The 12647-nt window shown below is 68.4% G+C and carries 9 protein-coding genes; 2 read left to right on the forward strand and 7 right to left on the reverse strand.

The features are described from left to right. Positions 1-4: 4 nt before the first annotated feature. Genes IB261_RS17660 through IB261_RS17685 form a run of 6 tightly spaced genes read right to left on the reverse strand, consistent with a single transcriptional unit; the run spans position 5 to position 7000 of the window. A complete protein-coding gene (locus IB261_RS17660) occupies positions 5-853 on the reverse strand; it encodes an alpha/beta fold hydrolase (RefSeq protein ID WP_192382713.1) in 849 nt (282 codons plus the stop codon). Next, the gene (locus IB261_RS17665; RefSeq protein WP_225606076.1) at positions 846-2054 is read right to left on the reverse strand and encodes an LLM class flavin-dependent oxidoreductase; all 1209 of its coding nucleotides are present in this window, start codon (positions 2052-2054) and stop codon (positions 846-848) included. The genes IB261_RS17660 and IB261_RS17665 overlap by 8 nt, the downstream gene beginning before the upstream one ends. Further along, positions 2051-3661, reverse strand: coding sequence for an ABC transporter ATP-binding protein (locus IB261_RS17670; RefSeq protein WP_192382714.1), 1611 nt, complete (start codon positions 3659-3661; stop codon positions 2051-2053). The genes IB261_RS17665 and IB261_RS17670 overlap by 4 nt, the downstream gene beginning before the upstream one ends. Beyond that, positions 3658-4494, reverse strand: a complete 837-nt coding sequence (locus tag IB261_RS17675; RefSeq protein ID WP_192382715.1) for an ABC transporter permease — start codon at positions 4492-4494, stop codon at positions 3658-3660. The genes IB261_RS17670 and IB261_RS17675 overlap by 4 nt, the downstream gene beginning before the upstream one ends. Further along, positions 4491-5483: an ABC transporter permease gene (locus IB261_RS17680; RefSeq protein WP_045214324.1), complete on the reverse strand. Its 993-nt coding sequence runs from the start codon at positions 5481-5483 to the stop codon at positions 4491-4493. Before IB261_RS17680 ends, IB261_RS17675 begins: the two co-directional genes overlap by 4 nt. After that, complete coding sequence (locus IB261_RS17685) at positions 5480-7000, reverse strand: ABC transporter substrate-binding protein (protein WP_318653068.1); 1521 nt, start codon at positions 6998-7000, stop codon at positions 5480-5482. Before IB261_RS17685 ends, IB261_RS17680 begins: the two co-directional genes overlap by 4 nt. A 342-nt stretch (positions 7001-7342) precedes the next feature. Here IB261_RS17685 and IB261_RS17690 point away from each other — a divergent pair, with 342 nt between their 5' ends. Then, the gene (locus IB261_RS17690; RefSeq protein WP_192382717.1) at positions 7343-8728 is read left to right on the forward strand and encodes a tetratricopeptide repeat protein; all 1386 of its coding nucleotides are present in this window, start codon (positions 7343-7345) and stop codon (positions 8726-8728) included. A 35-nt stretch (positions 8729-8763) separates the two neighbouring features. On the opposite strand, the gene IB261_RS17695 is transcribed toward IB261_RS17690, so the two are convergent. Next, a complete protein-coding gene (locus tag IB261_RS17695; protein WP_192382718.1) occupies positions 8764-9759 on the reverse strand; it encodes a P1 family peptidase in 996 nt (331 codons plus the stop codon). A gap of 413 nt (positions 9760-10172) precedes the next feature. Between IB261_RS17695 and IB261_RS17700 the strand changes: the two genes are divergently transcribed. Beyond that, positions 10173-12620: a TonB-dependent receptor plug domain-containing protein gene (locus IB261_RS17700; protein WP_081518346.1), complete on the forward strand. Its 2448-nt coding sequence runs from the start codon at positions 10173-10175 to the stop codon at positions 12618-12620. Positions 12621-12647 lie beyond the last annotated feature (27 nt).

Below are 12647 nucleotides of genomic sequence, written 5' to 3' on the forward strand. Positions count from 1 at the left end.
CGGATCAGGCGGTGGCGAGCAGTTCGCGCAGGTGGCGATTGACGGTCTGTGGCTTCTCCAGCATCAACTGATGGCCACAGTTCTCCAGCACTTCGAACTGCGAATTGGGTAGCCGCTGGTGCAAGGCCCGTGCGCGCTCGGCGGGCGTCAGGCCGTCGCTGTCGCCGGAGACGATTCGCACCGGCAGCAGCAGGCGATCCAGCTCCGGCTCCGGCAACCAGCTCGCCTGACTCACCAGCGCCTTGAACACATCGAGTCGGTTGCTGCGGGTCAACTGCTCTTCGTAATCGATCAACTCCGGATCGGCATCGGCGTGCCAGGCGCGCTCACGAAATCCCTTCGACAGGACAGGCCGGAACCACTCCAGCAGCCAAGCCGGTAACGACAGCAGGCCGCCGCGCCCCAGCGGGCGGTTGAGCTGAGTGCCCAGCAGCAGCGCCGAATCGATCAGCGCGCCCTGCCCCTGCGCCTGCAATGCCAACAGGCTGCTGACGCTCAGGCCAGTGCCGAAGGAATGCGCGGCGAGGATGTTGCGCTCGCCGGCGTAGCGCCGCAGTACCGCCACCTGATCGGCCACCAGCTCATCCCAGGCATAGTCCGTCGCGCGCCGTGGCTTGTCGCTGGCGCCGTGGCCGAGCAGGTCCCAGGCCACCAGGCTGTAGCCCTCGGTCGCCAGCTCACGCCACTGTTCGCGCCATTGGTCCTTGTTGCCGCCGCCCCCGTGGGCAAAGAACACCACGGTCTGCGGGTAGCGATGCCCCTTGCTGTGGGCCAGGCTGATGTGCCGGCCGGGGCGGATTTCCACGCGCTCGCCGCGAACCAGCGGCAGTGCTTGCGTCCAGTGTTCAGGCATGTTCGGCAGTCTCCTTGCTGTGGGCCAGGCCCAGATGGTCGCGCAGGGTCCTGCCACTGTAGCGCCGGCGGAACAGGCCGCGATGCTGCAGTTGAGGCACCACCTGCGCGACGAAATCGTCGAGGCCGCCGGGCAGGTACGGCGGCATGATGTTGAAACCGTCCGCTGCGCCGGACTCGAACCACTCCTGCAACTGGTCGGCGATATCCACGGCGGTGCCGACGACCACGCGATGGCCACGGGCGTCGGCCATGCGCTGGTAGAGCTGGCGGATGCTCAGTCCCTCGCGCCGTGCCAGTTCCAGCAGCAGGTGCTGGCGGCTGACGCCGGATTCGGTGGTCGGCAGTTCCGGCAGCGGGCCATCCAGCGGCAGTTGCGAGAGGTCAAAGCCACCGGCCACGTCCGACAACAGCGACAACCCCACCACCGGCTGCACCAGTTCCTGCAACTGCGCACGGCGCTCGTCGGCCTCCGCACGGCTCGCGCCGAGGATCGGCAGCACGCCGGGCATCACCTTCAGCGCCCCCGGAGCGCGGCCATGGTGCGCCATCCGCTGTTTGATATCGCGGTAGAAAGCCTGCGCACCGGTCAATTCCGGCTGCGCCGTGAAGAGCACTTCCGCATGCTGCGCCGCCAGCTCCTTGCCAGCTTCCGACGCGCCAGCCAGCACCTGTACCGGCGCCACGCCACGGGTGGTCCAGCGCTCGCGCACGCGCAGGAGGAAGTCCTCTGCCATGCGGTAGCGGCAGGCGTGTTCGAAGTGCCGGTCGCGGCCGAAGTTGCCGGCTTCCTCGGCGTTGCTCGAGGTCACCAGGTTCCAGCCGCTGCGGCCGCCGCTGAGGGATTCCAGGGTGGCGAAGGTGTCCGCCACATTCGCCGCATCGTTGTACGAGGACGTGACGGTGGCCACCAGCCCGATGTGCCGGGTGCTGACAGCCAGATGCGCCAGCAGCGTCAGCGGTTCGAAATGTTCGGTGCGCGCCATGCGGCTCAGCGCATCCAGCCGGCCGGGCAACATGGCGAGGGTGTCGGAGAGGAAGATCGCATCGAAGCAGCCACGCTCGGCAGTCCGCGCCAGCGCCTGGTAGTGCGCCACATCCAGCCCGCCAGCAGCGTGCGCACGGGGATGCCGCCAACCGGCCAGGTGATGCCCGGTGGCCATGAGGAAAGCGCCCAGCGCCATCTGTCGCGGCGCCGTCATGCGGGCTCCTCCACTTCGCGCAACGGATGCGCGGCCAGCAGCCGGCGTGTGTAGTCATGTTGCGGGGCGCGCAATACCTGCTGCGCCTCCCCCAGCTCGACGATGTGCCCGCCCTGCATGACCGCGATGCGATCGCACAGGCGCGCGGCCACCTGCAGGTCATGGGTGATGAAGACCAGGCTCAGGCCCAGTTCGCGCTGGAGTCTTTCCAGCAGCTCCAGCACCTGCTGCTGCACCAGTGCATCCAGCGCCGAGACGCATTCGTCGGCCACCAGTACCTCGGGCTGCAGGGCCAGCGCACGGGCGATGCCGATACGCTGCCGCTGGCCGCCAGAGAAGTCCCGCGGGTAACGCTCGAAGGCAGCTTCCGGCAGGCCGACCTGCTGCAGCAACTCCCGCGCGCGGCGTTCCGCCTCGGCGGCGGAAACACCATGGGCCAGCGGCCCGGCCATGATCTGCCGCCCGACACGCTGGCGCGGATTGAGCGAGGCGAACGGGTCCTGGAAGACCATCTGCACCTGTTGGCGCAGCGGACGCAGCCGGCGCTGGGACAATGACGCCAGGTCCTGCCCCCGCAGCAGGATCTGCCCGCCGTCCGGTCTCAGCAAGCGCACCAGTGCGCGGCCCAGGGTGGTCTTGCCCGAGCCGGACTCGCCGACGATGCCCAGGCACTCACCCGGACGCAGGCTGAACGAGGCGTCGGCCAATGCAGCAACGCGGCGCCGCCGCCAGAAACCCTGGCGGCACTCGTAGTGCTTGTGCAGGCCAGCCACCTCCAGCAAGGGCGCGGCGTCTGCATCGAAGCGGCGCGGGCCGCGCGGTCCTTGATGCAGCGCCGCCAGCAGCTGGCGGGTATAGGGATGCTGCGGTGCATCCAGCACCTGGCGCAGTGCGCCCTGTTCCACCACGCGGCCCTTTTCCATCACCAGCACGCGGTCGGCAATGGCCTCCACCACGGCGAAATCGTGGGTGATCAGCAGCACCGCCATGCCCTTCTCGCGGCGGATGCGCCGCAGCAATTCGAGGACCTGCGCCTGGGTGCTGACGTCCAGTGCCGAGGTCGGTTCGTCGGCGATCAGCAGCGCCGGCTCCAGCGCCAGGGCGATGGCGATCACCACCCGCTGACGCTGGCCGCCGGAGAGCTGGAAGGGATAGGCATGGTAGAGATTCGCCGGCTCGGGCAAGCCGACGTAGCCGAGCAGGTCAAGCACCCGCTCGCGCCGCTTCGCAGCCTGCGCAACGCCATGGGCACGCAGGCTTTCGTCGATCTGCCGGCCGATGCTCATCAACGGGTTGAGCGCGCTCATGGGCTCCTGGAAGACCATGGCGATGTCCTTGCCGCGCAGCTCGCGCATGCCCTCCTCGCTGCGCCCGGCGAGGTCCTCGCCGCGAAAGCGGATGCTGCCTTCCACCGGCTTCAGGTGCCCCGGCAGCAGGCGCAGGATGGCATTGGCGAGCATCGACTTGCCCGAGCCGGACTCACCGACCACGCAAAGCACTTCACCGGCCGCCAGGTCGACGGACAGGTCGCTGACCGCACTGGCACGGTCGCCGCCCGCCGGCAGATCGATGCGCAGGTCACGCACCTCCAGCAGTTTCTCGCTCATGGGCGTCCTCCCTGGTTTCCAGGCGCCTGCACGGCTTCGCGCAGCGCCTCGCCGACACGCTGCACGGACAGCACCGTGAGCAGGATCGCCACGCCCGGCAGCAGGCTCATCGCAGGGGCCTCGCGCAGCAGATTGCGCGAGGCATTGATCATGTAGCCCCAGCTCATCGCCTCGGGATCGCCCAGGCCGAGGAAGGCCAGCGCGGCTTCGGTGAGGATGGCGGCGGCCAGGATGAAGGTCAGGCTCACCAGCAGCGGCGACAGCGCGTTGGGCAGGATCTGCACGAAGACGATGCGTGCCGGCCGCTGGCCAAGTACCAGCGCCGCCTGGACGAATTCGCGCTGACGCAGGCTCATGAATTCGCTGCGCACCAGCCGCGCCACTGGTGGCCAGGCCACCAGCGCCAGAGCCAGCACCACCGAGCCCACGGAGGGTTCCATCAGCGCCACCAGCACCACCGCCAGTACCAGCTGCGGGATGATCTGGAAGCACTCGGCAATGCGCATCAGCAACTCGTCGATCCAGCCGCCGAAGTAGCCAGCCGTGGCGCCGACCAGCAGGGCCGGCAACAGGGTCGCCAGCGTCGCCAGCAGCCCGACAGTCAGCGAGGTGCGCGCGCCGTAGAGCAGTCCGGTGGCGATGTCGCGGCCGAGCATGTCGGTGCCCAGCCAATGGCTGGCGTCATGCAATGGCGGCATCAGCGGCCGCGCCAGCATCTCCCAGGGCGAGGCCGAGCACAGCCACGGCGCGAGGATGGCCGCCGCTGCCAGCAGGATCAGGTAACCGGCAGCGAGCAACGCACCGGGGCGGTAAAACGCACGGCGCAGGCTCATCGCACCTCCCCCGCCGCGCCGATGCGCGGGTCGAGCAGGCGGCAGAGCAGATCGGTGAGGAAGTTGAACGCCACCACCAGGCAGGAGATCACCAGGAATACCCCCAGCAGCAGTGCGTAGTCGCGCTGGCTGAGCGCGTCGTAGAGCAGCCGGCCGATACCCGGCCAGGCGTAGACCACTTCGATCAGCAGCGCACCGCTGGCGAGTTGGCCGAGCTGCAGGCCAGCGAAGGTCACCACCGGCACCAGCGCATTGCGCAGCACGTGGGCGAGCAGGATGCGCCCTTCGCCCAGCCCCTTGGCGCGCGCCAGGCGCACGTGTTCCTGGGGCAGGATGTCGAGCATGGCGCTGCGGGTCAGGTGGACGTACATCGCCAGCGACAGGAAGCTCAGCGACAGGCACGGCAGCAGCAGGTGGCCGAGGCGATCCGCCCACCAGTCCCAGCCGCTCAGGTCCGCGCCAACGCTCTGCATGCCGAAGGCCGGCAGCCAGCCCAGCTGCACGGAGAACAGCAGCACCAGCAGCAGCGCCAGCCAGAACGGCGGCGTGGCGAACAGCACCCAGACGGCGCGGCCAATGAAGCGGTCGAGGCGGCCACTGCCCTGCTGGCTGCGTGCAGCCAGCACACCAAGAGCGACGCCCAAGGTCAGTGACACGGCGAAGGCCGAACCCATCAGCAGCAACGTCGCTGGCAGGCGCTCGGCGATCAGTTGCCAGACGCTTTCCTGGTTGCGGTAGGAGTAGCCCAGGTCGAGGTGGGCAATCTGTGCAAGGTAGCGCCACAGTTGCACGGGCAGCGGCAGGTCGAGGCCCATCTCGCCGCGCAGCCGGGCGATGTAGTCGGCGTCATCGCTGCCCGCCTCGCCCGCCATCAGCAGCGCAGGGTCGCCCGGCGCGAGGCGCAGCAGCAGGAAGGCACCGACCAGTACCGCGACTATCAGGGCCAGCGCACGCCCCAGGCGCGCGCCGGCGTACAGCAGCACATTCATTGCTTGGCGGGCTCCAGGTAAACCTCGGCGTAGCTGTCGTTGAGGCTGGTGGCACTGCGGATCAGGTTGTGCACGCGCTGCTGGTAGAGCGTGGGGAAGCGCATCTCGAAGATCGGCGCGATCGGCAGGTCATCGTTGAGCTTGCGCTCCAGCTCGCCGTACACGGTCTGGCGTCCGGGGCCCTCGGGCGTATTGGCGACACGCTGCCAGAGCGCGTCCGCGGCGGCATCGCTGTAGCCGGTGATATTGGCGAAGGGCGAGGTCTTGAGGATGTAGTCAGTGCGGTACAGGTAGGCGGTGGTCAGGTAGGGATCGCCGATCTGGAAGATGAAGTTGTAGGTCAGGTCGAAGTCCCAGTCGCTGGCGCGCTGGTACCAGGTGGCCGCATCGGAGGTCGCCACCTGCACCTTGATGCCCAGCGGCTGCAGCGCCTGCTTGGTGTACTCGGCCAGGCGCTCCCAGGCGCCGCCCTTCTCGCCGTTGAGCAGGCGCACGCGCAGCTTGCTGACGTCCACGCCGGACTCGGCGATCAGCGCCTTGGCCCTGGCCGGGTCATAGCCGTACTGCGGCAGTTTCGGGTCGTGGAAGGCACCGAGGAAAGGCCCGGCGGCCACGCGGCCGGTGCCGAAGAAGATGTTGTCGACGATGAACTGGCGGTTCAGCGAATAGAGGATCGCCTGGCGCACCCTGGGGTTGTCCAGGCCCGGCTTGCGGGTGTTGATCTGCAGGAAGGCCAGGCCCGGATACAGCTCGTAGCCCTTCTCGGATGCCTCGACGCCCGGCAACTGAGAAAGGCGCTTGAGGTCGGCGTAATCGGCATCGCCGCTGCGCAGCACCTGTACCTCGCCACGTTCGAAGGCGGCCGCGCGGGCGGCTGCGTCGGGAATGACGTGATAGACGATACCGTCAAGGTACGGCAGGCCCTTGTGCCAGTAATCCGGGTTGCGCGCCAGGCGGATGTACGCGCCGCGCTTCCACTCCTGGAACACGAACGGGCCGGTTCCGACAGGCTTGAGGTTGTATGGGTTGCTACGGAAGTCGGTGCCGGCGTACAGGTGTTTGGGCACGATGGGCCGCAGGCCGCTGCCCAGCGCCGACAGTAGTGGCGAGAAGGGTTTCTTCAGCTGGAACACCACCTGATCGGCGCCATTGGCCTGCACGCTTTGCACGTACTCGCCGAAGATGCTCGCCATGCGCTTGTCCACCTCCGGGTAGAAATCCTGGAAGCTGAACACCACGTCATCGGCGCTGAAGGGTTGGCCGTCATGCCATTTCACGCCGGGCTGCAGGTCGAAGGTGTAGGTCAGGCCGTCCGGCGATACCGTCCAGCTGCGGGCCAGCACCGGCTGCGGCTTGAGGTCGGTGTCGAAGGTGATCAGCCCTTCGAGGATCTTGCCGCCGACGTACTGGGTCGCGACGTGGCTGACCACCGCGTGGGACAGCGATGGCGGCTCGGGCTGCGCCACCAGGTCGAGCTGGCCGCCGCGGGTCGGCTCCGCCACGGCGGCGCCCGCCATGGCCAGGCCGGCCGCCAGCAGGCCGGCAAGCAGCCGGGCGTGACGTGGGCGCCGTGACGCGAGGCGGAAAGTGGGACTGGGCATGGAAGCTCCTGCAGGATCAGCGCCGCAAATCGGCTTTGCCAGGGGCTTGAGCAAGCGCTGTGCCATGGCCCTGCAGGCCCGCCGCTACGGGGTTTGCGGCGCCTTGGCGCGAGGGCCGCTGGTGCAAATCACACAGTGCCGCCGGCGCATTGCCTCAAAAGCAGCAGCCGCTGCTGCGCAGCCCCACGCACGGCATGGCCTGCGCGACTGGCACAGGCTTTGCGACTAGCCTGCATCTTCTACTTGGAGCAGCAGCGCATGACCCAGGACTATCTCGGCAACCCCATCGACAGCGAGCGCGCGGACACCCGCCAGGCCATCGATGATTTCACCGGCGGTGTACTCGCCTACCAGACCCGCGCGGAAAACATCCTCGCCGGTGCCGACGCAGACCCGGCCTCGGTGCTGGCCAACGCCTTCGCCGGCCTGCTGATGATGTTCGCCGAATCGCCACAGGCGCCCAGCCTCGCCGCACGCTACCTGCAACGGGCCTGGGCCGCCGGCCCCGGCATTCCCCGCGCCGAACGCTACACCGCGCTGCTCGCCGCCTGGAGCGCTGACGATCTGCCCGAGGCGCTGCGTCTGAGCGAGCTGCTGCTCGATGAGCACCCACGCGACCTGCTGGCCGCCAAGCTCAACCAGTACTTCGAGTTCAACCGCGGCAACTCGCCGGCCATGCTGCGCATCGCCCTGAAAGCCGTGAAAGGCGCCGAGGATGTACCCCAGGCCTACGGCATGCTGGCCTTCGCCTACGAGCAGTGTCACCTGCTGGAGGAAGCCGAAGCGGCGGCGCGCTATGCCCTGCAGTTGCTGCCCGGCGAGCCCTGGGCGCAACACGCCCTCGCCCACGTACTGCTGACCCGTGGTCGCATTGAGGAAGGCACGCAGTTTCTCGAGGAAGCCAGCGCCGGCTGGCAGGGCCTCAACTCCTTCATGTACACCCACAACTGGTGGCACCTGGCGCTGTTTCACCTGGCGCGCGGCAACCAGCAGCGCGTGCTGGAAATCTACGACCGGCACGTCTGGGGCATCTTCCCCGAGTACTCCCAGGACCAGATCGGCGCGGTCTCGCTGCTGGCCCGCCTGGAGTTTGCCGGCATCGATGTCGGCCGGCGCTGGGAAGCACTGGTGCCCTACCTGCGCGAACGCCGGGCGGATGTCGTACAGCCCTTCCTCAGCCTGCAATACCTCTATGGCCTGGCCCGCGCCGGGCAGGACGAAGCCGCCGAATTGCTCGAGGCACTGCGGCAGCAGGCACGCCAGTCACCGGAGTTCAGCCGCGCGGCGTGGGCCGACGTGACACTGCCCGCCGCGGAAGGCCTGTACGCCCATGCCCGTGGCGAGTACGCACTGGCGGCGCGGCGACTGGGCCAGGCTTTGCCGCGCCTGGGCGAGATCGGCGGCAGCCACGCCCAGCGCGACCTGTTCGCACTGATCGAACTGGATGCGCAACTGCGCGCCGGGGAATGGCTGGCGGCGCAACAGGCACTGGAACTGCGGCGCCGCTACGACGCCCTGGACGTGCCTGGCAACCGCCATCTCGAGCGGGTCTATGGCGCCCTCGGCCTCCCCCAGGAAGCCGCACGCGCGGCCCGCCGGGTGGCGCGAGCACTGGGCGATAATCCGTACTTGCCCAGCCACTGAGCGCCCGTGGGCGCGATCGCGGGCATTGCCCGTTCCTACAGGGAACGGGCCAGGTACACGCCACGGGCAATGGCCCGCGCCACGCAGTCGGCAGCCGCCGAGCCGATACGCGACAGCTCCACCTGACGGCGCTGGCCATCCACCAGCTCGACATCGCCGGACGCCATGGCGAACAGGCTGTCGCCGTCGAACGGCAGGTGCGCCGGGCGCACCGCGCGGGCGATGCCATCCTGGGCCATGATCGCCAGGCGCTTGCACTCGGCGGTGGTCAACCGCGCATTGCACGCCACCACCGCCAGCGTGGTGTTGGCGCCGGCCTGCAAGCGGCCCATGGAATCGAGCCGTGAGAGCTCCGGCATCGGCTCGCTGCAGTCCATCCGCTCTGCCGGTACGCGCCCACCGAATTCGCCGCCCTGCTCCCAGGGCCAGGCCCAGAAGGTCTTGCCGTCGGGCATGTAGACACTGCCGATGGGATTGGCCACCACCAGTGCCCCCACCACCAGGCCATCGCCCAGGTTCAGCGAAGCCGAACCCAGCCCGCCGGGCAGCACACCGGCCATGGCACCGCGCCCGGCACCGACCGCGCCCAGGGCGAACTCCACATCCAGGTTGGCCAGCGCCTCGCGGCCCAGCTCGCGGTATGGCGGATCGATGCCCCAGCCCTTGTCGCCGCCATTGGCGAGGTCATGCAGCACGGCCGCCGGCACGATGGGAATGGCCGGCGCACCAGCCTTCAGGTGCAGGCCGATATCCCGCGCAGACAGCTCCGCGCTCACGCCATCCGCCGCGCCCAGACCGAACACCGAGCCGCCGGAAAACACCAGCGCATGCAGCTGTCCCACCATGTTCTCCGGCTCCAGCGCAGCGGACTCGCGCCCGCCGGGGCCGCCGCCGCGAATATCGACGCTGGCCGTCCACACGCCATTCGGGCGCAGCACGGTGACGCCGGTGCGCACACGTTCATCGGTGGCATGGCCGACCAGCAGGCCGGGGATATCGGTGATCAGGTTGCGCGGGCCGGGTCTGGGCATGCGTCTCTCCAGGCAGATAAGTGAAAGCAGCGCCGGAGCAAGGCCTGTGCCAGCACCAAGGTGAAGGCTCGAACCTGCCTGCGTGGCCCTTGCTGCAAATGCAGCATCGCGCCGCCCGGGACCTGCGCCTCACCAGCGGCTGGATGAAAAGCAACAGCCTGGGTCGGCGCTGCTGCAAACCCAGCAGGGAATTTCCAGCACCACCGGCAAGCCACTGAAAGACAAGGCCTTTCCAGACTGGCACAGCGCTTGCCTAGTCACCGCCATGAGCTTGAGCCTGCCCTCCGACTGAACGCGACCAGTCCCTCCCAGCAACAAGCCGTTCGCCAACGCGGCCCCGATGCCGTCGACACGATAACCCGCAGCGGCCACCCAGACGGGCGCCAGCCGGGAGCAAACCTTGGAGCGTAACCATGACCGCAGTCACCCGTGCCCGGAGCGCATCGACCGCCCGCACGCTGTTCACCCATAGCCTTCTGTTCCTCGCCGTTACCCAGGCGTTGCCGGCGCGCGCCGCCGATGCCGATGCCAGCGCCAACGGCAGCACCACCGACAACCGCCTGAGCACCGTGGTGGTGGTCGGCAACCGTGGCCAGGCGCGCACCCTGGCCGACAGCCCGGCACCGGTGGACGTCATCTCCAGCAAGCAGCTGGAAGCCACCGGCCAGGGCGACCTGACCCGCGCCCTGAGCCGCGTTCTGCCCTCGTTGAACCTGCCCGCCTCGTCCGGCTTCGGCTCTACCTCCGTGGTCCGCCCGATCAGCCTGCGCGGCCTCAACGGCGACCAGGTGCTGGTGCTGGTCAACGGCAAGCGCCGGCACAACAGCGCCCTGCTCAACAACGGCACCTACCTGAACTCCGGCTCGCAGCCGGTGGACCTGGACATGATCCCCACCGCCCTGGTGGACCACGTCGAAGTCCTGCGTGACGGCGCCTCCGCGCAGTACGGCTCCGATGCCATCGGCGGGGTGATCAACGTGGTGCTCAAGCAGACCGACCACGGCGGCCGCCTGGCCAGCACCTACGGCCAGAACTACGAGAACGGCGACGGCGAGACCGCCCGGCAGAGCGGCAACATCGGCTTCGAACTGGGCAACGAGGGCTTCGTCAACTTTGCCCTGGACTACAAGCACCAGAACGTCTCCGACCGCTCCGACAACGCGCCCTATACCGACTCCGCCGGCAACACCAGCCTGCAGCACACCTACTACGGCACCGGCCTGCCGAAGGTGGAGAACTTCAGCCTGGGCTACAACGCCGAGCTGCCGGTGAACGACGCGCTGACCCTGTATTCCTTCTCCACCTATACCAACCGCGAGTCGTCCAAGCCGCTGGCGTTCCACCAGCCGGCGAGCTTCAACGGCATCCCGACGCCCTACCCCGAGGGCATCGAGGACAACCTGCGGTTCATCGAGAACGACTTCCAGTTCGCCTTCGGCGGCAAGGGCGAAGCGGCCGGCTGGGACTACGACCTGTCCACCACCTATGGCCAGGACCACGCCCGCGCCACGCTGACCGATACCTACAACCTCAGCTACGGCGCGGACTCGCCGACCAACGTCGACACCGGCGTGAAGACCTTCAGCCAGTGGACCAGCAACCTCGACCTGACCCGCGCCTTCGACCTCGGCCTGGCCAAGCCCACGCAGATTTCCTGGGGCCTGGAGCACCGCTACGAGAACTACAAGATCGGCAAGGGCGAGTACGCCTCCTACGGCTACGGCGACTACCAGTACGGCGCCAACGGCGCGCTGATCGCCCCCGGCACCATCTCCGGCGCCGGCACCACCCCGGCTGACGCCGCCTCCAAGGGCCGCACCAGCTACGCCGGCTACGGCGAGATCGGCCAGGACTTCACCGACAAGTGGCACGTCGACCTCGCCGGGCGCTACGAGCACTACAACGACGGCTCGGGCGTGACCACCAACGGCAAGCTCTCCACCCGCTACCAGCTGACCCCGATCCTGGCCCTGCGCGGCACCGCCAGCACCGGCTTCCGCGCGCCCTCGCTGGCCCAGCAGATCTACAGCTCCACCTCGCAGAGCAGCGTCAACGGCAACCTGATCGACTACCGCAACGTCGCGGTGAGTTCGGACGTGGCCCAGGCTCTGGGCGCATCTACCCTGAGCCCGGAGAAGTCCACCAACTACAGCGTCGGCCTGACCCTGCAGCCGACCCCGGCCAGCAGCCTGACCATCGACGCGTACCAGATCAAGATCCGCGACCGCATCGCCCAGACCGGCTACCTGGGCGGCACCCAGGCGATCCAGGACATCCTCGCCGGCGCCGGCCTCAACCCCAACCAGTACGTCACCTATTTCACCAACGCGCTGGACACCACCACCCGCGGCGTCGACATCGTCGGCGACTACCGCCAGGAGCTGGGCGCCTACGGCAGCATCCGCTACAACGCCGGCTTCAACTGGAACACCACCGAGATCGACAAGATCCACGCCTCCTCCGTGGCCCAGTCCGCCCTCGGCCCGGACGGCGGCTACGACCGCCAGCGCCAGGGCAACCTCAAGCACGGCCAGCCCGAATCGCGCCTGCTGCTGGGCGCCGACTGGAGCATCGGCCAGTTCGACGTGAGCCTGAACCTGACCCGCTACGGCGAGTACACCCAGTACGGCACCGCCGAGGTCTACGACCGTACCTTCGACCCGCAGTGGATCACCGACCTCAACGTCGACTACCACCTGACCCGCAACCTGACCCTCACCGCCGGGGCGAACAACCTGTTCAACGTCTACCCCGACCGCACCAACCTGCCCAGCACCTCCGGCGCCTTCCCGTACGGCAACTTCTCGCCCTACGGCACTACCGGCGGCTACTGGTACACGGGCCTGGCCTACAACTTCTGACCTGGCACAAGCCGGCGGGCGCCCAGG

The organism is Pseudomonas sp. PDM20, from assembly GCF_014852575.3.
In the GTDB taxonomy this organism is placed as follows: Bacteria; Pseudomonadota; Gammaproteobacteria; order Pseudomonadales; family Pseudomonadaceae; genus Pseudomonas.